Annotated in this window: 20 protein-coding genes; 9 read left to right on the top strand and 11 right to left on the bottom strand. The window is 64.6% G+C overall.

Features of this window, described 5'->3' with window-relative positions; all coding sequences use genetic code 11:
• The first annotated feature begins 48 nt into the window (after window positions 1-48).
• Window positions 49-921 carry a MurR/RpiR family transcriptional regulator gene (locus Q0L30_RS18605; RefSeq protein WP_296659523.1) on the top strand — a complete coding sequence of 291 codons (873 nt, stop codon included), beginning with the start codon at window positions 49-51 and terminating at the stop codon, window positions 919-921.
• Between the two features lie 107 nt (window positions 922-1,028).
• On the opposite strand, the gene Q0L30_RS18600 is transcribed toward Q0L30_RS18605, so the two are convergent.
• Complete coding sequence (locus tag Q0L30_RS18600) at window positions 1,029-1,511, bottom strand: Lrp/AsnC family transcriptional regulator (RefSeq protein WP_296659520.1); 483 nt, start codon at window positions 1,509-1,511, stop codon at window positions 1,029-1,031.
• A gap of 263 nt (window positions 1,512-1,774) precedes the next feature.
• Here Q0L30_RS18600 and Q0L30_RS18595 point away from each other — a divergent pair, with 263 nt between their 5' ends.
• A complete protein-coding gene (locus tag Q0L30_RS18595) occupies window positions 1,775-2,401 on the top strand; it encodes a LysE family translocator (RefSeq protein WP_296659518.1) in 627 nt (208 codons plus the stop codon).
• 148 nt (window positions 2,402-2,549) lie between these two features.
• Here the strand turns inward: Q0L30_RS18595 and Q0L30_RS18590 are convergent, their stop codons facing one another.
• From Q0L30_RS18590 to Q0L30_RS18555, 8 genes are all read right to left on the bottom strand, one after another.
• A complete protein-coding gene (locus Q0L30_RS18590; RefSeq protein ID WP_296659515.1) occupies window positions 2,550-3,515 on the bottom strand; it encodes a DUF2242 domain-containing protein in 966 nt (321 codons plus the stop codon).
• A 144-nt stretch (window positions 3,516-3,659) separates the two neighbouring features.
• Window positions 3,660-4,088, bottom strand: coding sequence for a rubredoxin (locus Q0L30_RS18585; RefSeq protein WP_296659513.1), 429 nt, complete (start codon window positions 4,086-4,088; stop codon window positions 3,660-3,662).
• Window positions 4,089-4,134: 46 nt separating this feature from the next.
• Entirely contained in the window at window positions 4,135-4,272 is a 138-nt protein-coding gene (locus Q0L30_RS18580; protein ID WP_296659510.1) for a hypothetical protein, read from the bottom strand.
• 271 nt (window positions 4,273-4,543) lie between these two features.
• Window positions 4,544-5,311: a GntR family transcriptional regulator gene (locus Q0L30_RS18575; RefSeq protein WP_296659508.1), complete on the bottom strand. Its 768-nt coding sequence runs from the start codon at window positions 5,309-5,311 to the stop codon at window positions 4,544-4,546.
• Between the two features lie 43 nt (window positions 5,312-5,354).
• Window positions 5,355-6,713 (bottom strand): aspartate aminotransferase family protein, encoded by a 1,359-nt coding sequence (locus Q0L30_RS18570; RefSeq protein WP_296659505.1) that lies wholly within the window; start codon window positions 6,711-6,713, stop codon window positions 5,355-5,357.
• Between the two features lie 137 nt (window positions 6,714-6,850).
• Window positions 6,851-8,515, bottom strand: coding sequence for a SulP family inorganic anion transporter (locus Q0L30_RS18565; protein WP_296659501.1), 1,665 nt, complete (start codon window positions 8,513-8,515; stop codon window positions 6,851-6,853).
• Between the two features lie 222 nt (window positions 8,516-8,737).
• Complete coding sequence (locus Q0L30_RS18560) at window positions 8,738-9,151, bottom strand: DoxX family protein (RefSeq protein ID WP_296659499.1); 414 nt, start codon at window positions 9,149-9,151, stop codon at window positions 8,738-8,740.
• 135 nt (window positions 9,152-9,286) lie between these two features.
• Window positions 9,287-10,012, bottom strand: coding sequence for a pirin family protein (locus tag Q0L30_RS18555; RefSeq protein ID WP_296659496.1), 726 nt, complete (start codon window positions 10,010-10,012; stop codon window positions 9,287-9,289).
• Between the two features lie 124 nt (window positions 10,013-10,136).
• On the opposite strand from Q0L30_RS18555, the gene Q0L30_RS18550 reads away from it, so the two are divergent.
• From Q0L30_RS18550 to glnA, 6 genes are all read left to right on the top strand, one after another.
• Window positions 10,137-11,045: a LysR family transcriptional regulator gene (locus tag Q0L30_RS18550; protein WP_296659493.1), complete on the top strand. Its 909-nt coding sequence runs from the start codon at window positions 10,137-10,139 to the stop codon at window positions 11,043-11,045.
• Window positions 11,046-11,340: 295 nt separating this feature from the next.
• A complete protein-coding gene (gene ahpC, locus Q0L30_RS18545; RefSeq protein WP_296659491.1) occupies window positions 11,341-11,904 on the top strand; it encodes an alkyl hydroperoxide reductase subunit C in 564 nt (187 codons plus the stop codon).
• A 152-nt stretch (window positions 11,905-12,056) separates the two neighbouring features.
• A complete protein-coding gene (gene ahpF, locus Q0L30_RS18540; RefSeq protein ID WP_296659488.1) occupies window positions 12,057-13,658 on the top strand; it encodes an alkyl hydroperoxide reductase subunit F in 1,602 nt (533 codons plus the stop codon).
• Between the two features lie 218 nt (window positions 13,659-13,876).
• On the top strand, window positions 13,877-14,170 hold the full coding sequence (locus tag Q0L30_RS18535; RefSeq protein ID WP_293038295.1) for a GYD domain-containing protein: 294 nt from the start codon (window positions 13,877-13,879) through the stop codon (window positions 14,168-14,170).
• Window positions 14,171-14,266: 96 nt separating this feature from the next.
• The gene (locus Q0L30_RS18530) at window positions 14,267-14,470 is read left to right on the top strand and encodes a hypothetical protein (protein WP_296659482.1); all 204 of its coding nucleotides are present in this window, start codon (window positions 14,267-14,269) and stop codon (window positions 14,468-14,470) included.
• 19 nt (window positions 14,471-14,489) lie between these two features.
• Window positions 14,490-15,989 carry a type I glutamate--ammonia ligase gene (glnA, locus tag Q0L30_RS18525; protein WP_296659479.1) on the top strand — a complete coding sequence of 500 codons (1,500 nt, stop codon included), beginning with the start codon at window positions 14,490-14,492 and terminating at the stop codon, window positions 15,987-15,989.
• A gap of 53 nt (window positions 15,990-16,042) precedes the next feature.
• Here the strand turns inward: glnA and Q0L30_RS18520 are convergent, their stop codons facing one another.
• Together Q0L30_RS18520 and mprF are read right to left on the bottom strand one after the other, a co-directional pair.
• Entirely contained in the window at window positions 16,043-17,401 is a 1,359-nt protein-coding gene (locus Q0L30_RS18520) for an AcvB/VirJ family lysyl-phosphatidylglycerol hydrolase (RefSeq protein WP_296659477.1), read from the bottom strand.
• Entirely contained in the window at window positions 17,398-20,004 is a 2,607-nt protein-coding gene (gene mprF, locus Q0L30_RS18515; RefSeq protein WP_296659474.1) for a bifunctional lysylphosphatidylglycerol flippase/synthetase MprF, read from the bottom strand. The genes Q0L30_RS18520 and mprF overlap by 4 nt, the downstream gene beginning before the upstream one ends.
• 616 nt (window positions 20,005-20,620) lie before the next feature.
• Here mprF and Q0L30_RS18510 point away from each other — a divergent pair.
• Window positions 20,621-21,781 carry a porin gene (locus Q0L30_RS18510; protein ID WP_296659471.1) on the top strand — a complete coding sequence of 387 codons (1,161 nt, stop codon included), beginning with the start codon at window positions 20,621-20,623 and terminating at the stop codon, window positions 21,779-21,781.
• Window positions 21,782-22,112: the final 331 nt, after the last annotated feature.

The raw sequence follows: 22,112 nt of genomic DNA, 5'->3' as shown, positions 1-22,112 counted from the left end.
ACATCGGGGCTCATCGGGGCTCATCGGCCAATCCACGGGAAATCCAGCTTGCCGGTCTCCAATCTGATCCATCACATCCGCGATGTCGCCGAGTCGCTGCGGCCCGCCGAGCGCAAGGTCGCCGACATGGTGCTGGGCGACATCGACTTCGCCATGCGCGCAAGCATCACCGAGCTTGCGCAGCGCGCGGACGTGTCCGAGCCTTCGGTGACGCGCTTTTGCCGGGCGGTGGGCGCGCACGGCCTGCGCGACTTCAAGATGCGGCTCGCGCAGAGCGCGGCGGGCGGTGTGCCCTATGCGTCGCCTTCGGGTGTGGAGAGCGGCGACGAGATCGGCACGCTGCTCGACAAGGTGACCGAGTCGGTCGTGCAAGGTGTCGCGCACGCGCGCGCGTCGCTCGATCCGGCCGTGTTCGCGGCGGCAGTGGCGGCGCTCGGCAGCGCAAGGCGCGTGTACTTCTTCGGCGTGGGTGCGGGCTCGGGGCTGGTCGCGCAGGATGCGGCGCTGCGCATGCTGCGGCTCGACATCGCCGCGAGCGCGTTCACCGACGCGCATCTCCAGCGGCTCTACGCAGGGCTGCTCGAACCCGGCGACGTGGCATTCGCGATCTCGCAGTCGGGGCGCAGCGTCGAGGTGAACGAGAGCATCCAGATTGCGAAGGAGCGCGGCGCGACGACCATCGCGCTCACGAATGCCGGTTCGCGGCTCGCGTGGGTGGCCGATATTCCGCTGCTGCTGCGCGTGCCCGCTGCGGCGGAGCCGCATGCGCCGGGTGTCTCGCGCATCGCGCATCTCGCGGTGATCGACGCGCTCGCGATTGCCGTGGCGCTCGGCCTCGGGCCGAAGGCGCTCGAGAAAATGCGCGACGCGCAGGCGCGCAGCGACGGCGATGTCGCGAAAGCGCCCGAAGGCGGCGTATAGCGGCTAAACAGGCGATAACGCTGGTCGCGTGTCCGATGGGGAAAACCATCATCGAAATTGCGCGCGCAACGATTCCAGACGCGAATCGATAGCTTCAGACGTGCGGCCTACACCTGCATCGACGGCACGTCTTTCATGCAGCGCAAGGCGAACATCGACCGGCTGTGCCGGATGCCTGCGATGCGATAGAGCTTCTCGCGCAGGAAGCGCTCATATCCGGCGGTTCCGTCGACCGCAACCTTGATCCAGTAGTCGTACTCGCCCGAGACGAGATACGCCTCCAGCACCTCGGGCAGCGCCGCGAGCGCTTCGCCGAAGCGGGCGAGGGCATCGTCCTCGTGGCGGTCGAGCGTCACTTCCAGAATCACGATATCCGCGTAGCCGAGCTTTTTCTGGTTCACGAGGGCGACATAGCCGTCGATATAGCCATCCGCTTCAAGCTGGCGCGTACGATTCCAGCACGCCGTGGTGGACATGCCGACCTGTTCGGCCAGTTCGGCGTTGGACAGGCGTGCATTCGTTTGCAGCGCGCGCAGGATCTTGTGATCCTGGCCGTCGAGTGTTCGGGCGGGGCGTTCGCGGGCGATCATGGTGAAAAAGAATTCTGTTCAGTTAATACGATTTACTGCGGAAGAACGTTCTGCATTTTGCCCGAAGCGGCACAGAAACAGGAAGCCTTTACAGCGGTGCGGCCGGTATATTTTCCGGCGTGCCTTCATGCCCCGGCACGATCCGCGCGGCCACCTCGCCTGCGCGGGGCGCGCCGCCGCAGCCACAAGCCGCGGCGGACCGTCCGGAGGGCGTGAAGGCATTCACACGCCGATTCCCTTGCCTGTCTTGCAGAACCACAACGATGTCGATCCAGCTGTATCTGTCCTTTCTTGCCGCCGCACTTGTGCTCGTCTACACGCCCGGTCCCGTCAACGTCATGACCATGAGCCACGCGCTCCAGGCCGGCTGGCGCGATGCGCTGCCCTGTGTCTGGGGCAGCACGGTTGCCGTACTGCTCCAGCTCACGGTAACGGCGCTCTGCCTCAATTCCCTGCTTCTCATCAGTGAGCACTCGCTCACCGTGCTGCGCTGGCTCGGTGCGGCTTATCTCGTCTGGCTCGGTTTCAAGCAATGGCGCAGCGGCGCACTGGTGGGCGCACAGGCGAGCGACGATGCATCGGGCGACAGCCGCCGCGATCTGTTCTGGCGCGGCTTCGCGACCTCAGGGCTCAATCCGAAGACGCTGCTGTTCTTTCCGTCGTTCTTTCCGCAGTTCATGCGCGCCGACGCGCACTGGAGCGAAAACCGTCAATTTCTGCTGCTGGCGGTGACGTTTGCCATGCTGTTCGCTTTCGGCGTGGCATCGATGGCGCTGTTCTCGCACCGGCTGCGCCACACGCTGCAAAGGCCCAGGCGCGTGCGCGCGGTGAACCGGCTGATGGGCAGTTTGCTCGTGGGTATGGGCGCGCTGATGGTTGGGTTGCGCTAAGCACGTAGCTAAGCGCAAGAGTGCGCAAGAACACGCCGCCCCGCAGCGCACGGGCGTAAGCGCGCGAGTGGGCGCTCACCTGGCGCCGTAGCGTTGCGGAGATTGAAGGCGCTTGGGGTGCTTGGGGCGCTTGAAGTGCTTGAGCCGGTTACGGCGTCGCAGGCGTTGCTGAAGCCGGCGCAGCGCCCGTTGTCGCGTTACTGCTGCCGGTTGCGCCTGCACTTGGCGTGCTGCTGCCGCCTTGAGCTGCGGGAGCCGGAGCCGTTGTGGCGGGCGTGGACGCCAGCGTCGTCGCGCTGGCTGCCGCGGAAGCGGCGGCAACGTGCGTTGCCGCGGCTGCGTCGCTGGCCGCCACCGCTGCGCCGGTGGCGCGCGGTGCCGTGACGGGCGCGAGCGCCGTTTGAGGCGTCACGCCTGTTGCAACGGGTTGAAGCAGGGACGCCGGATCAGCCGATGCAGCCGTTGCAGCGGTATTCGGCGCCGCCGGATGCGGCGCGGCAGCCGGCACAGTGACGGGCGGCGGCAGCGGCGTGACCTTGATCTTCGCCGTATCCGGTACGGCTTCGCTACGTGCGGCCGCACCCAGATAGCTCCCGACCAGTTCGAAGAAACGGTCGTAAAACTTGCTGGACTGGATCGTTTCGCTCGAAATCTTGACCATCGCGTCGCTGTTCGAGCGGATCGGCAGCGAGACCGACCCCAGAATCGACAATCCCACGCTCGCCGACGTATCGCTCTTCTTCAGCGCAAAGCCGTTTTGCACGGCGTTCACGTAGACCATGCTCGAGTTCGCCGCGTCGCCATCCGTACAGACCACGTGGATTTCAACCACGATGTGCGAATCGCTCTCGGGCTGGAAGTTTTTCGAGGCATCGACGGTGCCGTCGTGCCCCAGCGTCGTCATGTAACCCTGGCTCAGGAGGGCGCGGCGCGACGCTTCGCAGGCGTCGCCGCTTGCGTAGTTGAAGCTGCGCGAGAACTGGTTGGGTGCGCTGCTCAGCAACTGGTCGTCCTGGAATTTCGGTTTCGGCGACGAGCACGCGCTCAATGCGACGACAACCGCGGCCAGCAACGGACACAGCGGATACAGGGAAAATCTCGGAAAGCGGAACATGTTCGGACCAGATCACACAGCAATGCATCGGACGGCATGCATTGTAGTTCGGTTCCGCTTTGCATGACGCAAGCGTCTGTTTTTTACTCGGACCCTGAAAGCCGCTCGTAGGCTGGGTAGCCCGTGCGCCTCGCGCGGCAACGCCTAGAACTCGACCAGCGCGAAATCGTCCTTGCCGACGTCGCAAAGCGGACAGCGCCATTCGCCGGGCACATCCGCCCAGCGCGTACCCGGCGCGAGGCCGTCGTCGGGCGCACCCGCCGCTTCGTCGTAGACCCAGCCGCAGATCACGCAAACCCATTGCTTGAAGCCGCTTTCGGCAGCCGTTGCGTTCGCGGCGCCGTTGTGTGCGTCGTCGGACGCCGCATCGGCATCCTTCGCGCGCGGCGCATCGAGCGCGACGACGCGCGGTGCCGACGTGCCGCCTGCGCGCGCACTCAGTTGCGTCTGCAACGCTTCCAGCAATCGGGCGGCTTCGTCGGCGGTGAGGTCGATCCAGTAGGGGTCGCCTGCGCCGTCATTCAGGCGTTCGGGCGAGAACTGGATTTCGAGGGCAACGCCTTTCTTGTACATGGGCAAAAACGGGGGAACGAGCGGACTGGCGGGCGGATGGCCGCGTTCAGAGGAAAAGCCGTGCGACGAGCGACACCGCAACGCCGCTCGCGCCGATCAGCGTGAGGAACAGCAGCAGCGTCATCGCCTTGCGCGACGAAGCGCTCGGGGTGGCGGGGACAGAAGATTGGGAAGGGGTGTTCATAGTGCGTGCGAGGGGGGCTGTGGGCGCCGGGTGCGCGACCGGATGGCCGCGCGGCGCGTGAGTGTCGCACGATTTCGTGCATGCGTCGACGCTGGCTGTACAGCCGTTGCGCCGTGCGGCGCAGCGTGCTTGGCTGTTGCCGCGAAGGCGTGATTATCGCCGCAAAATCACCACGAATCGCGCACCGATTCGTGCGCGAGCGGAGTTGGACTATTTCCCCATGGTTGGGAGCGGCCGCGCGCGCCTTGCGGGTCGCGTGCGGCCAGGGAGATCAAGTCCGCAGCTTCGCGGGCGTGGCGCTTCGCCGTGCGGGCCGACCGGCGTGGGCAATGATTTGCGTGTCGCCTGCGCCGTTGGCCGCGCTGTAGTCCGCGCCGTTACCCACTGCATCAGGCAGGCAGTGTTTATGCAACTGCTGCGCCGCGTGCCGCAATTCGCGTTCGATTGCGTGCCGCACGCCTTCGGCGTCGCGGCGCTTGAGCCGCCGCATCAGGCCGTCGTGAGCGTCGTTGAGCGTGGCCGCGAAGCCGCTGTCGTCGAACAGCAGGTTCGAGATCGGCCCGACTTGCAGCCAGACAGTCTCGATCAGATCGACCAGCAGCGGCGAGCCACATGCGCGGTACAGCACGAGGTGGAACACCTCGTTGGCGTCCAGATAGCGTGTGCGCCTGTTTTGCGCAAGCGCCTCGCCCATGTGCGCGCAGAGTGCGTCGAGTTGCGCGATCTCGTCGTCGGTGAGCCGGGGCGTAGCGAGGCTCGCCGCTTCGCCTTCGAGCATCACACGCACGTTCAACGCATCGTCGAATTGCGCGCGCGTGAGCTGCGGCACCAGCACGCCGCGATTGGGCACGCTCACGAGCGCGGATTCCGCCGCAAGACGCACGAGCGCCGCGCGCACCGGCATCTCGCCGACGCCCAGTTGTTCGGCGAGTGCGTGGATGCGCAGCCGCTCGCCGGGCACGAAGCGTCCGAGGCTCAGCCATCGGCGCAGCGTCGCGTAGGTTTCGTCCTGCAACGATTGGTGGGCGCGTGTTTTCATCGCGACGTGGTGAGCGTGTCGGGCGTGGTGAACGTGGTGCGGCTCATGTCAGTTCCGTCAAACATGCGTCGAAGGCTTCGAGCAGGCGGTCGACGTCGGCGGCCGTCGTGTCCGGACACACGAGCATCATGTTGTGGAACGGCGTGATCAGCACGCCGCGATTCAGCAGATACAGATGCACGATGTGTTCGAGTTCGTCGTCCATCGCGGCGCGCGCTTCGGTGCCGTTGCGCGGCGGCGTGGCGCAGAACTGGAATTCGGTGCGCGCGCCCACGCGTGTCACGCACCACGGCAGATCATGGCGCGCGATCGTCGCCGCAAGCCCAACGGCCAGGCGTTGCGCGAGTGCGAACATGTGCTCGTAGGCCGCCTCGGTCATCACTTCTGCGAGCGTTGCGCGCATTGCGCTCATCGACAGCATGTTTGCCGTGAGCGTCGTGCCGATGCCCGAATGGCCGGGCGGCGCGTCGAGCTTCGCTTGCTGCGCGCGCGCGGCAAGCTCGGCGGAAAAGCCGTAGACCGCGCACGGCATGCCGCCGCCCACCGGTTTGCCGAGCACGAAGAGATCGGGTTCGATGTCGTGCGCGCGCGCGTACCCGCGTGGTCCGCTGCTGATCGTGTGGGTTTCGTCGATGGCGAGCAGCGTGCCGTGGCGGCGCATGAGCGCCTGGGCTTCGCGCCAGAAGCCGGGCTCGGGCAGCACCATGCCGACGTTGGTCATTGCCGGTTCGGCCAGCACGCAGGCAACTTCGCCATCGGCGAGCGCCTTGTCGAGCGCGTCGAGATCGTTGAATTCGACCACGCGCGTAAAGGGCAGCAGATCGTGCACCTGGCCGAGCAGGCTCGCACGCTGCGTCGGCACGCCGTCGATCAGATCGACGAATACGTCGTCCACCGTGCCGTGATAGCAGCCGTTAAATACGACGATGTGCCTGCGTCCCGTCGCCGCGCGCGCCCAGCGCAGCGCGAAGCGGTTCGCGTCGCTCGCGGTCATTGCGAACTGCCAGTACGGCAGGCCGAAGCGCTGTGCGAGTGCTTCTCCCACGGCTGCGGCGTCCTCGCCCGGCAGCATGGTCGTGAAGCCGCGCTGTGCCTGCGCCGCGATGGCGCGCGCCACCGGTTCCGGCGCATGACCGAACATCGCGCCCGTGTCGCCGAGGCAGAAGTCGGCGTAGCGATGGCCGTCGGCATCGGTGAACGTCGCGCCGCGGGCAGCTTCGACATAGAGCGAGAACGGCGTCGACCAGTCGTTCATCCAGTGCAGCGGCACGCCGAACAGCAGGTGCTGCGCCGCGCGCGCCGAAAGCGCCTGCGACTTCGGGCGGGCCGCGATGAAGGCTTCGCGCTCGCGTGCAAGAACGCGCTGCGCGCGCGCCCGGTTCACGCGTTGACGGGTTGGCATGGGTGTCTCCTGTGTGCTTTTTTTTGGACGCGCGCCGCCTGCCTGCGATGCGCGTCACGATTTGATCAAATCATCGCACGGGAGATTGGGGGAAGTAAATTTGATCAAATTTCCGCAGCCGGCGACAAAACCTCGCTTCAATGAGTCGTTGTCTGCGCATCGAGTAACGAATGCACGCAGACGTCCACGCTCAGTTCGTTTAGCGCCGCAACGGGCAGCGCGTCGGTCGCCGCGCGCGTGAGCACGTGCAAGACGCGCGGCTTGAGGCGCGCGAGCACGAGCTGGCGGCCGTCTCGTGAGACTTCGGCGGCGTAGGTCTGCAGGGCCTCGATGGTCGAGCCGTCGATATCGGCCGATTCTTCGAGGCTGATGATCGTGTGCCGCATGGTCTCGTCGTGCTTCGCCGTGAGCATGCGCAGATGCGAGAGCACGCGCTCGACGTTGGCGAAGAAGAGCGGCGCTTCTGGCCGCACGATGATCATGCCCGGCACCGGCTGGGCATCCGGATGGCTGCGCGTATCGACGAAATCGTGCGTATCGCCGAGCCGCCCCAGCACGCTCACCTTCGGCTCCGAAAGATTGCGCAGCGTCCAGAGCAGGCTCACGGCGATGGCGAGCAGCAGGCCGTCCAGCACGCCGAGCAAGAGCACCGCAAGACACGCGCCGAGCGCGAGAAAGCGGTCGCGTCGCCACTTGAGATACGGCGCGAATACGTGCGGATTGATCGTGTGGCTTACCGCGTGAATCACGATCGCGGCCAGCACCGGCTCGGGAATATGCGCGATTTGCGGCAGCAGGAGCGCGACCATCAATGCAATGACCGCGGCGGCGGTCCACGCTGCCACGCGCGTCTGCGCGCCCGCAGCCTCGTTGGCGGAGGTCCCCGAATAACCGGCGCCCACCGGCATGCCGCCGAAGAGGCCGGAGACGAGATTGCTCGCGCCGAGTGCGGCGAGATCGCGGTTCGGCGAGAACGGATCGTCGTGCTTCAGTGCGAAGCCGCGTATCGAGCCGTACGACTCGGCATAGACGATCAACATCATCGCGAAGGCCAGCTCGCCGCAGCGCAGCCATTGAGTGCGTTCGAGATCGGGTAGACCGAAGCCGATGTGCGCGAGGTCGATCTCACCCACCTGCACGATGCCGTAGTGCGAGAGATCGACGGCATAGCCGAGCGCGATGGACAGCACGATCACGACGAGCGTGGCAGGCACGCGCGGCCAGCGTCTGAGTCCGTACAGAATGACGAGCGCGACGATGGCGAGTGCGCCGCCGTAGAGGCTCCACTGCTTCGACGTTTCGAGCAGGCCCCACAGATAGCGCGGCGCGTCGGAGTGCACGGGGTTCACGCGCAGCGCGAGTCCGCACTGCTTGAGAACGATGGTGATGGCGAGCCCGAACGTGAAGCCGCGCAATACGGACTTGGCGATGAAATCGGACATGTTGCCAAGGCGCGCGGCGCTTGCGACGAGGAAGAACAGGCCGGCCATGATGATGATGCCCGCGCCGAGCAGGAGCCGCGTGGCGGCGTCGCCGCCGGATGCGGAGAGCGTGACGGCGGCGAGCACGGCAGCCGATGAAGACGTTGACGACACAACGGCGAAGCGGCTGTTGCCGATCACGCCATAGAGCACGAGGCCCGCGAGCAACGCGACGATACCGGCTTGTGGCGGCACGTTGCCGATATTGGCGTACGCAACGGCTTCGGGCAGCAGCAGGCCGGCGATTGCGCAGCCGGCGAGCAGGTCCTTGAGGTGGCGCTGGTAGAAGCCCGGCGCTGTGTCAGGCGTGGCCGTGGACATGTCGTGCCTCCCTCCCTGTGTTTTTGTGTTGGGTGACGTTAGGGATGGTAGCGCAGAAGACGTCGTTTCAGGCCCAATGCCAGGGCCGCGCTTTACCGCAGTGCAGCAGCGCAGAGCAGGCGCGCGGTGCAGGCGTCCCATGCAACAGCAACGAAAAAGGCGCGATGCGTCAAGCGTATCGCGCCTTGCGGGAGGGGAGCGCGAATGCGCTCGGGCAGGCGATTACTTCCGGTCGAGCGAGATGCGTCCGGGCCCGGCCACGGCGAGCGCGAGCAGTCCGCCCGCGATGCTGACGTTCTTGTAGAAGTTGATCATGTCGCCCATTTGCGCCATGCCGGTCTCGGTCCAGAAGCGATGGCCGATCAAGCCGGTGGCGATGGTATAGAGCGCGAGCAGCACGGCGAGCGGGCGCGTGTAAAAACCCACGACGATCAGCACGCCGACGAAGAATTCCATGACGACGGCAATGACCGCCGAAACGGTAGGCACCGGTGCGCCGACGTGCGCCATGTACATGACGGTGCCCGTGAAGCCGGTGAGCTTTTGCCAACCGAACAGGACGAACAGCGTAGCAAGCAGGATGCGGGACACGAGCAGGACCGCGTCGTTACCCTGGCCGAACAGGTTGTATCGCATGTTGTTTCCCTCCGACGGGATGACGTTGTTTCAGTTCTTTTCTGACGATATGAAGCCTGCTGAAAGAGAGGCCCGTGCGGGCCTCTCATACAGACTATGCAATTCCACGCGGCAATGCCACGCCGCGATTACACGTTACGACCAGAATTCCGACGATTCCATGTTGCGAAGATCGAAGACCAGCACTTCGGCGTCGTCGCCCTGGCTGAACGTCAGTTCGCGTTCGTTACGGATGCGCGCGCCATCGCCTTCGCCAAACGCAACGCCGTTCACGCTCACGCTACCGCGTGCGACGTGCACGTAAGCGAAGCGGTCCGCGCCGATGGCGAGCTTCGCGCTTTCCGCACCGTCGAAGCGGCCTGCATAGACGCGCGCGTCCTGGCGTATCTCAAGCGAGTCCTCGGCGCCGTCCGGCGAGAGCACGAGCCGCAGCTTGCCTTGCTTTTCGGCATCGGTGAAATTCTTCTGTGCATAACGCGGCTGCGCGCCTTTCACATTCGGTGCGATCCAGATCTGCAGAAAGTGCACGGGTTCGTTCGCCGAATGGTTGAACTCGCTGTGCGTAACGCCGGTGCCCGCGCTCATGAGCTGCACGTCGCCGGGGACGATCACCGAGCCGGTGCCCATCGAATCCTTATGCTCGAGCGCGCCTTCGAGCACGTACGAGAAGATTTCCATGTCGCGGTGCGGGTGCTTGCCGAAGCCGCGAGCCGGGGCGACGCGGTCGTCGTTGATGACAAGCAGATCCGAGAAGCCGATCTGCTTCGGATCGTAGTAGTTCGCGAACGAGAACGTGTGACGCGAGCTGAGCCAGCCGTGTTCGCCGCGACCGCGCTGATCTGCCTTGCGAAGTTCAATCATTTCGACCTCCAGTGATGTTGTCAGGCTGAGTTGCCTGAATGCGTGAGGCGTAGTGTAGGTCAATCAGATTGCGTCTAATTGCCGTAAAATACGACTCACTGTCACCATTAAGTGGACAATGGCCATGCAATTCGACGACATGCGGATCTTCATCGCAGCCGTGGACGCGGGCAATTTCACGGCCGCGGCCAACCGGCTGCGCCTGTCGAAGCAGTTCGTGAGCCGGCGCGTGGCCGCGCTGGAGGGGAGCCTCGGCGTGCGGCTGCTCGTGCGCAATACGCGCAATGTGGCGGTCACGGAGCTTGGCCAGGACTTTTACGAGCGCGCGAAGCGCATTCTCGCGGACGTGGGCGAGGCCGAACGCGCGATGTCCGCACGCCGCACCGAGCCACGCGGGCTGCTGAGAGTGAGCGCGCCGATGTCGTTCGGCATGGCGCATCTGTCGCCGCTCGTCGCCGAATTCTTGCGCGCGCATCCAGATGTGCGCTTCGACATGGATCTGAGCGACCGCACGGTCGACGTGATCGGCGAGGGATTCGACATGGCGCTGCGCATCGGGCGTTTGCAGGATTCGACGCTCGTCGCGCAAAAGCTCATCGACGTGCGCATGATCGCGTGCTGCAGCCCCGGTTACCGTCGCCGTCGCCAGGCACCCGCGACGCCCGCCGATCTCGCACAGCACGCGTGCTTGCCATACGGGCAGCAAGGACGCGCGGCGTGGGCTTTCGTTGTTGACGGCGTGGACACGTCAGTCGATGTGCAAGGCCCGCTGCGGGCGAACAACGGCGAAGTGATCCGCGACTCGGCCATCGCCGGACTCGGTATCGCGTATCTGCCGGATTTCATCGTCGCGGGATCGGTCGATGCGGGGCTATTGGTCGAAGTGCTCACGCCGTTCATTCCGCCGCCCGTCGCGCTGCATGCGGTTTATCCGCGGCATCGCGAAACTTCTGTGACGATCCGCGCGTTGACGCAATTTCTGCGAGAGCGTCTTACGGCGCGTGCAGCGACCGCGCGCGGCGGCGCGCTTTGATGCGGCCATTGTTGTCGCGCGCAGCATGCAAGCGCGATTTACAAAAAATAGCGGAGCAATGAGGCGTAATGTCGCAGTTTCGTTGTATCCTCACGCCCCGTTGGTTGCTCACACCCGTTGCGCGCATCCGTTGCGTCTAGCGTGTACGGTCACGGTGATAGCGGCCCATTCGAAGGTCGATAGCAATTGCCAATACCCGCGATCAAAGCAACCAATTTATCAAACGGGTCCAATTCACGTAAATTGTGCCCATACCTTTTCCAACCCATTCCAACCCAGAGCGAGGAAGCAACGCATGTCTCTCATCAACACGCAAGTCAAGCCGTTCAAGGCCACCGCTTATCACAATGGCGAGTTCGTTCCGGTTTCGGAAGAGAACCTCAAGGGCAAGTGGTCTGTTGTCGTGTTCTACCCGGCCGACTTCACGTTCGTGTGCCCGACGGAACTGGGCGATCTGGCCGATCACTACGCTGAATTCCAGAAGCTGGGCGTCGAAATCTACGGCGTCTCGACCGACACGCACTTCACGCACAAGGCATGGCACGACACGTCGGATACGATCGCCAAGATCAAGTACCCGCTCGTGGGCGACCCGACCGGTGCAATCACGCGCAACTTCGAAGTGATGATCGAAGAAGAAGGCCTCGCACTGCGCGGCACGTTCGTGATCAACCCGCAAGGCGACATCAAGCTGTGCGAAATCCACGACAACGGCATCGGCCGTGACGCGAAGGAACTGCTGCGCAAGGTGCAGGCTGCGCAATACGTCGCGTCGCATCCGGGCGAAGTCTGCCCCGCCAAGTGGACGCCGGGCGCTGAAACGCTGAAGCCGTCGCTCGACCTCGTCGGCAAGATCTAAGCGCTTTACAAGCCGTAAAACACGCAGTAAAGCCTGAGCGGCCATCGCGGCCGCGACGGCTGTATCACCTCCGGGCCGCGCCATTGCGGCTTGCGGCCCGGACGCCTCATCAGGCATTCCCCTCCCTGCTTCATCCTCCGCCGGAAATCGCCATGCTCGACGCCAATCTCAAGACTCAACTTAAAAGCTACCTGGAAAAGATCACGCAGTCGCTCGAGATCGTTGCGTACCTCGACGATGGCGAGAAGTCGCAGGAACTGCAGGCGCTTTTGCAGGACATCGCTACGCTGTCCGATCGCATCCGCTATGAAGAACGCCGTGGCGCCGCAACGGGCGACGCGCGCGTGCCTTCGTTCGAAATCAGGCGTGCGAATGCGGACGTCAAGGTTGCGTTCGCAGGCATTCCGATGGGCCATGAGTTCACGTCGCTCGTCCTCGCGCTGCTGCAGGTGGGCGGCCATCCGGTGAAGCTCGACAACGAAGTGATCGAACAGGTGCGCGCGCTCGACGGCGTGTTCGCGTTCGAAGTCTATATGTCGCTGTCGTGCCAGAACTGCCCGGAAGTCGTGCAGTCGCTCAATGCGATGGCGACGCTCAATCCGAACGTGAAGATCGTCACGATCGATGGTGCGCTGTTCCAGGGTGAAATCGAGCAGCGCCAGATCATGGCCGTGCCGACGATCTATCTGAACGGCGAAGTGTTCGGCCAGGGCCGCATGGGCGTCGAAGAAATTCTCGCGAAGCTCGATACCGGCGCCACCGCTCGCGCGGCAGAGAAGCTCGACGCGAAGGACATTTTCGACATGCTGATCGTCGGCGGCGGACCCGCCGGTGCGGCGGCAGCCATCTACGCCGCACGCAAGGGCATTCGTACCGGCGTGCTGGCCGAGCGCTTCGGCGGCCAGGTGCTCGACACCATGGCAATCGAGAACTTCATCTCGGTACAGGAAACGGAAGGGCCGAAATTCGCGGCGGCACTGGAGCAGCACGTGCGCGCCTATGACGTCGACATCATGAATCTCCAGCGCGCCGAGGCGCTCGTGCCGGGCGACAAGGCCATCGAGATCCGCACCGCGAGCGGCGCGACGCTGCGCGCAAAGAGCGTGGTGCTCGCGACGGGCGCGCGCTGGCGCAACGTGAATGTGCCGGGCGAGCAGGAATACCGCAACAAGGGCGTGGCGTACTGCCCGCACTGCGACGGTCCGCTCTTCAAGGGCAAGCGCGTGGCGGTGATCGGCGGCGGCAATTCCGGTGTCGAGGCGGCCATCGACCTCGCGGGCATCGTGAGCCACGTGACGCTGCTCGAATTCGGCGCGCAACTGCGCGCGGACGAAGTGTTGCAACGCAAGCTGCGCAGCCTGCCGAACGTCACCGTGCACGTGAGCGCGCAGACCACTGAAATCGTCGGCGACGGCCAGAGGGTGACGGGCCTCGCGTATCTCGACCGTGCGACGGAAGTGAAGCATGACCTCGAACTGGAAGGCGTGTTCGTGCAGATCGGCCTCGTGCCGAACACCGAATGGCTCAAGGGCACGGTCGCGCTGTCGAAGCACGGCGAGATCGAAGTCGACGCGAAAGGGCAGACGTCGGTTCCGGGTGTGTTCGCCGCGGGCGACGTGACGACGGTGCCGTTCAAGCAGATCGTGATCGCCGTGGGCGAAGGTGCCAAGGCATCGCTCGGTGCGTTCGAATATCTGATCCGCTCGTCGGCGGATCAGGAAGAGGACGCGAAGGCGGCCACGGCGGTCGCATAAGCGCAGCCGAAATCTTCCGCCCGATGGATGAGACGCCAGCCTTTGCGCTGGCGTTTTTTTTCGTCTGCGGATTGTGTGAGATGCGTAGAGAGCGGTGGTATGTCCGTTCGCGTTGCCTAAAATGAAATGGCGCGCGCTGCCGGCTTGCGATGGCCCGCAGCGCATCGTAAGACACTGCGCGCGCATCCCGACACGTTCACTCGTAAAGGGGGATCGTCATGGCAACGTATGTAGTGCTCGCACAATTCACCGATCAGGGAATCCGCACCATCAAGAACAGCCCGCAACGGGCAAGCCAGGTCGAGGAAGTCGCACGCGGCTTCGGCTGTGAAATGAAAGAGGTCTACTGGACGTTGGGCCACTACGACATTGTGGCCATCGTCGAAGCGACGGACGAGCAGTCGCTGACTGCGTTCGGCCTCGCGCTCGGCTCGGCGGGCAACGTCCGCACGCAAACGCTGCGCGCTTTCACCAAGAGCGAAATGGGCGCGATCATCGGCAAGCTCTCCTGATTCGCTGACCGTCGACTGCATTGCCCGTGTTCTGCACGTCCCGGGTACGGGCGATGCTACCTGTGATCTGTTTCCTGCCGATTTTGCGGAGGTCAGATGAACGCTCAAGGCAAAGGCGACGTGCGCGCATCCGTGCAAACCGCCGAACAGATTGGCGGCTGGGTGTGGGTCATTACGCTGGTCGACTTCGACGCGCGCGAGGTCCGGCGCTCGCTGGTATCCGAAGAAACCTACACCACGCAGCGCGCAGCGAAAGACGCGGGCGACGCCCGGCTCCAGGCGCTCGCACACGATCAGTAGTCAAACCGGGAGAAAGCCCATGTCCAGTCCTCACGGTGCCTCGCCGCTCAGCGTATCCGTCGACACCGGCAGTTATCGCGTCGCACGTCCCGAAACGCCGCAGCAGGTTATCAAACTGCTGCGCGAACGCGAGATCCAGATCGTCGATCTCAAGTTCACTGATCTGCCGGGCCTCTGGCAACACTTCTCCATCACATTGCCCGAGGTGCACGAAGGTCTTTTCGAAGACGGGATTGGCTTCGACGGATCGTCGATTCGCGGTTTTCAGGAGATTCAGGAATCCGACATGCTTTTAAAGCCGGATCCGACCACCGCGTTCATCGACCCCGTGAGCGAGACGCCCACGCTCTCGTTGATCTGCGACGTGGTCGATCCTGTGCTGCACCAGCCGTATTCGCGCGATCCGCGTTACGTTGCGAAGAAGGCCGAGGATTATCTGCGGCAGACCGGCCTTGCGACGACCTGCTACTTCGGTCCCGAACTCGAATTCTTCATCTTCGATTCGATCCGCTTCGGGCAGGATGCGCACAGCGGCTACTACTTTGTCGAATCCGCCGAAGGGGACTGGAACAGCGGCCGCGACGAAGGCGCGTATGGCGGCGGCAATCTCGGCTACAAGCCGCGCTTCAAGGAAGGTTATTTTCCGGTGCCGCCGCACGATACGCTGCAGGACATTCGCTCGACCATCGTGCTGATGCTGCAGCAGGCCGGCGTGCAGGTGGAAGTGCATCACCACGAGGTGGCCACCGCGGGACAGAACGAAATCGACATGCGCTTTGCCACGCTCAAGCGGATGGCCGACAACGTGATGATCTACAAATACATCTGCAAGAATGTGGCGCGCAGCAAAGGCAAGGTGGCGACCTTCATGCCGAAGCCGCTATTCGCGGACAACGCGAGCGGCATGCACTGCCACCAGAGCCTGTGGAAAGACAAAGAGAATCTGTTCTACGACGCTCACGGCTGGGCGCTCACGTCGAACCTCTGCCGCTGGTACATTGGCGGCCTGCTCAAGCATGCACCGGCGCTGATGGCGTTCTGTGCGCCGACAACGAATTCCTATAAGCGCCTCGTCCCCGGCTACGAAGCGCCGGTGAATCTAGCGATGTCGCAACGCAATCGCTCGGCGGCCGCGCGCATTCCGATGTACTCCGATTCGCCGAACGCACGACGCGTCGAATTCCGTTGCCCCGATCCCTCGGCCAATGCGTACCTCGCGTTTTCGGCGATGCTGATGGCCGGGCTCGACGGCATCGAAAACAAGACGGACCCCGGCGATCCGCTCGACGTCAACATTTATGACCTGCCGCCCGAGCAGGCGAAGAACGTCCGCCAGGTGCCGGGTTCGCTCGATGAATCGCTGAACGCGCTCGAAGCCGACAACGAATTCCTGCGCAAGGGCGACGTCTTTACCGAAGACGTGATCGATACGTGGCTGGAATACAAGCGCGTGCACGAACTGGATGCGATCCGGTTGCGTCCGCATCCATGGGAGTTTTACCTGTACTTCGATATTTGATGCTGTGTGCGGCGCGGCGCAATCGGTGGTTCCCGATCGCGCTGCGCGTGTGATTACCCGCGCGCGGCGATCTCCTTCTTCCAGCCGTCGATGATTCTCGTGGCGAGCGCGTTGTAATCGCCGTCGAAGTGGTGGCTGCCGTTCGTCTTGACGACGTCGATCCCCGTGTTCACGAGCGCCGGGCAGAGCGTGTCCTTTTCGTCCGCGCCGTAGACGCATTGCACGATTGCAGGCGGCACCTTCGCCAGTTCAGGCCGCACGGGCAGTGCCGAATCGCTGGCGGGCATGCCGAGCCAGCCCGTCACGCGGATCTGGAAATCGGCGTCGGGCGCGAAGCCGAGCAGCGACATGTACGACACCTTCGCGCGCAGCGCATCGGGCAGGCGGTTATAGGCGAACGGCATGACATCCGCGCCGAACGAATAGCCCACGAGCGCAATGTGCTTCGCGTGCCAGTGCGCGGCGTAAGCCTTGATCACGCGCGCGAGATCGTGGCTCGTCTGCGCGGGCGGCTTCTCTTTCCAGAAGTAGCGCAGCGAATCCCAGCCGACCACGGCGATGCCGTTCTTCTGCAACGCCTCCGCAATGGTCTTGTCGAGATCGCGCCAGCCGCCGTCGCCCGAAATCACGATTGCGAGCATGTCGGTCGGCTTCGCGGCAGGCAATTCGACGAGCGGCAGATCGGAGATGTCCTCCTCGCTTTCGGTCACGACACGCAGATGCGGCGCGGCCAGCGAGACGAGCTTGTCGGCGCCCGTGAGGTTCGGCGCGAAAATGTGCGGCGTTGCCATGCCCGCGCCTGCCGGCGCATTTGCGCCGCCGCTCGTGACGCCTTGCTCGAAGAAGCCGGGCAGTCCCGTGCCGCGGCTCAGTTTCGGATCGGCTGCGCACGGCGCGAAGCGCGCGTCGAGCCGCGCTGCGGGGTCGAGCGAGATCGCGCCTGCGAGCGTATTCGCGGGCGCCTGCGAGAGCATGCGCGAGGCGATCAGTGCGCCTTCGCCGCTGCCGATGGCGATCGGCGCGAAATACTGGCTCGATTCCTGTTGACGCTCCAGTTGATGGCCGATGGCTTCGGCGTCGCTATAGAGCTTGTGGCAGCTCTCGGTTTTCACTGCGGCGAGGTTCGCCGCATAGCGCGACGTGTCCACGCCCACGACCATCGCGCCGTGTTTCGCGAGGGCATCGGCGCGCGTCTGGTCGTCGCTCGCCCAATGCTCGCCCGCCGAGAACAGCACGGCGAAGCCGCGCATGGGGCCGGCAGGCTTCGTGACCGCGACGTCGCCGTAGCGGCCGCCGGGCACGTTCGTGGCGGGCGTTGATGCCGTGTTGATGGCCGCATGCGCCGCCATGCAGGCGAGCAAGGCAGCGCCCGCGGCGATAACGCGCGGCAGCGCCGGAAATCGAATGGTCATGAACGACTGCCTCCAGCCAGCAGTGAAAGATCGGCGAGTGTGATGAAGACGCTGATCGAGCCCGACGCGGCCAGATAGCGCGGTTCCCAGCGCGGCGAAAACTTGTTCTTGAAGCCGCGCAGGCCCCGGAAGTTGTAGAACCTGCCGCCGAAACGCCAGATCAGTCCGGCGAGGCGATGCCATGGCGAGGCAAGCGGCGTGGCCCCCATGCCCGCGAGCGGCGCCATGCCGAGCGACAGCGTCTCGTAGCCCGCGGCCTTCAGATGCAGCGCGAGCTGCGTGAACAGATATTCCATCGTATATGCCGATGCATCGGGCAGATGACGCATCACGCCGACCGTCGCCTCGGTGTTGAGGTCGGTCGTCATGAACGTGACGAACGCGAGCGGCTCGCCGTGCTGGCGCACGAGCAGCGCCGACTGCGCGGCGAGATAGTCGTCGTCGAAGGCGGCCACCGAAAAGCTTTTCTCACGCGCATCGCGGCTGTCGAGCCAGGCGTCGGAGATCGCGCGCAGCGTCGGCAGATGGGCGTCCATTTGCGCGCATTCGATGTGCTCGATCGTGAAGCCGTCGCGTTCGCCGCGCTTGAGCGCATAGCGCAGATGCGCGCGCTGCGAACCCTTGAGATCGAACTCGCCGAGCATTACGCGCGCTTCTTCGCCGAGCTTCATCAGCGTGAGACCGGCGTCGAGATAGAGAGGCAGCGCGTCGGCGCGCACCTGGTAGAACGCGGCGCGTCCTCCGTGGGCGTGTGCGAGCGCAACGAACTCGCGAACGAGCGCGGGCCATTCCTCGCGTGGGCCGACGGGGTCGTGCAGCGCCGCCCACGTGCGGCCGCGTTTGGCGTACATCAGGAAGGCGTTGCGCTCGGCCGCGAACAGGAAGCTCTTGTCGCCCATGAGCGCGAGACCGGCGTCGCTGCGTTCCTGCGCGCGTACGATGCGCGCCGCTTCAGCGAGATCTTCGCTCGGGGGCATCACGAAGCGGCCCGCCGCCGGACGCAGCAGTTGCCACGCCGCGAGCGCGGCGGCGAACATGCTCGCGCCGAGTGTCGCGCGCAGCGCGCGCGGGGCGCGTCCGTCGAAGGCGAACTGCCACCACAGATTGTGCGAGTACTGCACGTCGCGGAAGGCGAACAGCAGCACCCAGACGGCCAGCGCGATCACGCAGCCCACGGAGGTGAGCCAGCCGGTCGTGAAGGGCTCGGCGAACAGCGACGAACGGCGGTTGAAGCGGTGCCGCGTGGCGAAGAGCAGCACGATCAGCACGCACAGCATGCCCGCTTCGACGAATGCGAGACCCTTCGCGAGCGAGAGCACGAGGTTGGTGACGGCGATCATGAGCGCGAGCCACCAGGCCGCGTCGAGGCGCCGCAGCAGCCCGCGCGCGACGAACAGCAGCAGCACGCCGAACAGGCTGCCGAGCAGTTGCGAGCTTTCGAGCACCCAGAGCGGCAGCACGGTTTGCAGCAGCGCGATGCGGTGCGTGAAAGCGGGCGTCGCGCCCGAGATCACGAGCATGCCGCCCGTCACGAAGGTGACGACGGCGAGGAAGAGCGGGGCGAGCTGCGAGACGCCGCTCGCGCCGCGGCGCGCGAGGCGCACGCCGGGACGCGCGAGTGCGCGGCCCTCGAAAGCGGCGAGCAGCGCGGCCGAGAGGATCAGCGGCGCGCCGAAGTAGATCGCGCGATAGGCCAGCAGCGCGGCAAGCACCTGAGAGCCGGGTACAGCGGAGCCGAGCGCGAAGACCATCGCGGCCTCGAACACGCCGATGCCGCCGGGCGTGTGGCCGATCAGGCCGAGCAGCATCGCGGCGCTATAGACGGTCAGAAAATCGATCAGCGCGACTTGCGCGTGCGGCATCACCGACCAGAGCGCGAGCCCGGCGCCCACGACGTCGAGCGCGGCGAGCAGCAATTGTGCGACGAGGTCGCGCCGCGCGGGCACGGCAAAACGCAGCCAGGCGCGTCCGAACGGTTCGATTTCGCGCGACCTGGTGGGGCATGCAACGATCAGCGCGGCGCCGAAGGCGAGGAGCGCGCCGCCGATCCAGCGCAGCTTCTCCGGGGCGAGGTGCAGCATGCCGGCGAGCGTGCCGGCGGCGCCGGCCATGCCGAGCGCGGTCATCAGCGTGAGTGCGAACGCAAGCGCGGCGCTCGTAAATACGGTCATGCGGCCGATCTGTGCGGCGCTCACGCCCGAGCCGCCGTAGACGCGGCAGCGCACGGCGCCGCCCGTGAGCGCGCCGAAGCCGGTGACGTTGCCGAGCGCCGATCCGGCGATGGCGCCGACCCAGAGCGCGCCGCGCGGCACGCGTACGCCGAGGTAGCGCAGCCCGACCGCATCGCGCCCGACGAGCGCGACAAAGCTCACGGCCGTTGCGCCGACTGCGCCCATCCATTCGGACGGGGTCAGATTCCAGAGGTGACGGATCACCGACCGGTAGTCGACAGACTGCGACAGGTGCTGGAACACCACGAGCAGCAGCGCGCCGATGCCGAGCGCGAACGCCGGTGCGACGAAGCGCTGCAGGTGCAGGGCTTCTGCGCGGCGCTTTAGTGCGGCGGCAGCACGCGTCAGGCGCGAGGATTGCGAGTGGGGCATGGATTGTTCTGACAATGCTTCGGTGCGGCCGTTGTGGCACAACGGATTGCCCGGAGCGGACATCGCGGGTTATACGTCGTGCTTCGCAGGGGTGAGATGGCTTTGCAAGAGGCGGCTCGGCGAAACGTAATGGTTTGGTAAAGGGCCGGTAAAGTCAGGAAACGCTTCGGAGCGCAAGGCGGTTGACAATGCGGGGAAAAAGAACGGTAAATCGGTGTTCGATCAAGGGAGTGTCAGGGACCGGCGCGATAATGCGTCGCACCGCAAACGGATGCGATTTAAAACGGACGTTTAGAAATAGAAATGCCGATTCGCGTATATGGCGACGCACGCTTCGTCTGAGCATCGTTATTCGATTCAGGTCCGTGTGGATGTTTGCAGTACGTCGCTAACTAAGCCGCGCCGGAATGCCTGTTTGGCGGGGAGTGGGTGCGCGTCCGGGCGATTGGCGGGTGCAATGGATTTGTTTGCCGATGCAATCATTTTTAAAACATCTGAATAAAACCACGGGCCGCTGTTAACAATTTGAGACACCCTTTTTAATTCTTTTACTTCGCCGTCCGGGAGAGTTAGTCTGGTTTAGCCAAGTGATGTTTTACTGCGCCGGGAGAATGACGTGAACCGACTCGCCCTGACATCTCTTTCGCTGTCGGCGCTTTGCGCCGCAGGTTTGGCCCACGCGCAGACCAGCGTGACGCTGTACGGCACCATCGACACATCGATTACCTTCATCAACCACGCCAACGGCAACGCGAATCAGTGGTCGCTTGGCAACACCAGTTTCGGCAACCTCTCGGGGTCGCGCTGGGGCCTGAAAGGCGCCGAAGATCTCGGCGGCGGTCTCAAGGCGATTTTCCAGTTGGAGAACGGCTTCAACCCGTCGACGGGCACGCTCGGGCAGGGCGGCCGCCTGTTTGGGCGCCAGGCCTATGTTGGACTGACTGCCGAGCAGTACGGCTCGCTCACGCTCGGCCGCCAGTACGACCCGTTGATCGACCTGGTTCAGGGGATTACCGCGGATAACTATTTCGGATCGGTTTTCGCGACCCCGGGCGACGTCGACAACTACGACAACAGCTTCCGCGTGAACAACGCTGTCAAGTACACGACGCCGATGTGGAACGGTCTACGGGCCTCGGCCATGTACGCCTTTGGCGGCGTGCCGGGCTCGACGGGCTCCGAGCAGTCGTACGCGGCCGCCGTGGCCTGGACCAGCGGCCCGCTCAGCCTTGCGGGCGGCTACTTCTACGCGGCGAACAACCAGGCTGCGCTCGGCATCCGCGAGACCTGGATCAGCACCTCGGACGGCCCCTTCGACGGCCCGATCAACGCCGGTTACGCGACGGCGCGCTCGCTCGCGATCGCGCGGGCGGCGGCGCAGTACATCATCGGCCCGTTCACGATGGGGCTCGGTTACAGCAATGCGCGGTACGCGCCGGACGCAAGTTCGGTATTCCGCGACACCCAGAAATACAACACCGGGCAGGGCTTCGTGAATTACCAGCTGAACCCGGCGCTGCTGCTCGGCATCGGCTACAGCTACACGCGGGCGAACGGCGACACGTCGGCGAGCTACCACCAGGTGTCGATCGGCGCGGACTACAGCCTGTCGAAGCGCACCGACCTTTACATGACGGCGGCCTGGCAGCACGCAAGCGGCGAAACGGGCGACGGCCTGGGCGGCTCGATGCCGGCCGAAGCGTCGATCGGCTCGTATGGCTATTCGGGCACGAACACGCAGGCGATAGTGAACTTCGGCTTGCGCCACAAGTTCTGATGCGGCCGGTTTTCTCCCGACGCCGGGTGCGCTGCGTAAGCGGCTCACCCGGCGTTCTGCTTCGTGTGGACGGCGCGCGCCTGTGCGTCCGCCAGTCGTTCGCTTGTCCGGACCGCTACTCCCTCTTGCCGTAGGGGTCGATTTCTATCTAGGATTGATTCTTTAGCGTCAAATCCGGTCCGCGTGGGCTGGCCGCAAACCCGACGGGTGAGCATCCATTGAAGTGAGTGTTGCAGACAAACGACGGTATCTGGACGGTATTTGATATATCACATACAGAATATTGCCTTTTGTCGCGACGCAGCATATGATTGAGCCATTCGATCACTCA

It is taken from the genome of Paraburkholderia sp., from assembly GCF_024281035.1.
GTDB lineage: Bacteria > Pseudomonadota > Gammaproteobacteria > Burkholderiales > Burkholderiaceae > Paraburkholderia.
This window is presented reverse-complemented; position numbering and strand designations above follow the sequence as displayed.

What these genes read in the sequence shown, in the direction of transcription:
- Q0L30_RS18600 (WP_296659520.1), bottom strand. Translation starts at nt 1,511, where the DNA reads ATGATCGCCCGCGAACGCCCCGCCCGAACACTCGACGGCCAGGATCAC.
- Q0L30_RS18595 (WP_296659518.1), top strand. Translation starts at nt 1,775, where the DNA reads ATGTCGATCCAGCTGTATCTGTCCTTTCTTGCCGCCGCACTTGTGCTC.
- Q0L30_RS18590 (WP_296659515.1), bottom strand. Translation starts at nt 3,515, where the DNA reads ATGTTCCGCTTTCCGAGATTTTCCCTGTATCCGCTGTGTCCGTTGCTG.
- Q0L30_RS18585 (WP_296659513.1), bottom strand. Translation starts at nt 4,088, where the DNA reads ATGTACAAGAAAGGCGTTGCCCTCGAAATCCAGTTCTCGCCCGAACGC.
- Q0L30_RS18580 (WP_296659510.1), bottom strand. Translation starts at nt 4,272, where the DNA reads ATGAACACCCCTTCCCAATCTTCTGTCCCCGCCACCCCGAGCGCTTCG.
- Q0L30_RS18575 (WP_296659508.1), bottom strand. Translation starts at nt 5,311, where the DNA reads ATGAAAACACGCGCCCACCAATCGTTGCAGGACGAAACCTACGCGACG.
- Q0L30_RS18570 (WP_296659505.1), bottom strand. Translation starts at nt 6,713, where the DNA reads ATGCCAACCCGTCAACGCGTGAACCGGGCGCGCGCGCAGCGCGTTCTT.
- Q0L30_RS18565 (WP_296659501.1), bottom strand. Translation starts at nt 8,515, where the DNA reads ATGTCCACGGCCACGCCTGACACAGCGCCGGGCTTCTACCAGCGCCAC.
- Q0L30_RS18560 (WP_296659499.1), bottom strand. Translation starts at nt 9,151, where the DNA reads ATGCGATACAACCTGTTCGGCCAGGGTAACGACGCGGTCCTGCTCGTG.
- Q0L30_RS18555 (WP_296659496.1), bottom strand. Translation starts at nt 10,012, where the DNA reads ATGATTGAACTTCGCAAGGCAGATCAGCGCGGTCGCGGCGAACACGGC.
- Q0L30_RS18550 (WP_296659493.1), top strand. Translation starts at nt 10,137, where the DNA reads ATGCAATTCGACGACATGCGGATCTTCATCGCAGCCGTGGACGCGGGC.
- ahpC (WP_296659491.1), top strand. Translation starts at nt 11,341, where the DNA reads ATGTCTCTCATCAACACGCAAGTCAAGCCGTTCAAGGCCACCGCTTAT.
- ahpF (WP_296659488.1), top strand. Translation starts at nt 12,057, where the DNA reads ATGCTCGACGCCAATCTCAAGACTCAACTTAAAAGCTACCTGGAAAAG.
- Q0L30_RS18535 (WP_293038295.1), top strand. Translation starts at nt 13,877, where the DNA reads ATGGCAACGTATGTAGTGCTCGCACAATTCACCGATCAGGGAATCCGC.
- Q0L30_RS18530 (WP_296659482.1), top strand. Translation starts at nt 14,267, where the DNA reads ATGAACGCTCAAGGCAAAGGCGACGTGCGCGCATCCGTGCAAACCGCC.
- glnA (WP_296659479.1), top strand. Translation starts at nt 14,490, where the DNA reads ATGTCCAGTCCTCACGGTGCCTCGCCGCTCAGCGTATCCGTCGACACC.
- Q0L30_RS18520 (WP_296659477.1), bottom strand. Translation starts at nt 17,401, where the DNA reads ATGACCATTCGATTTCCGGCGCTGCCGCGCGTTATCGCCGCGGGCGCT.
- mprF (WP_296659474.1), bottom strand. Translation starts at nt 20,004, where the DNA reads ATGCCCCACTCGCAATCCTCGCGCCTGACGCGTGCTGCCGCCGCACTA.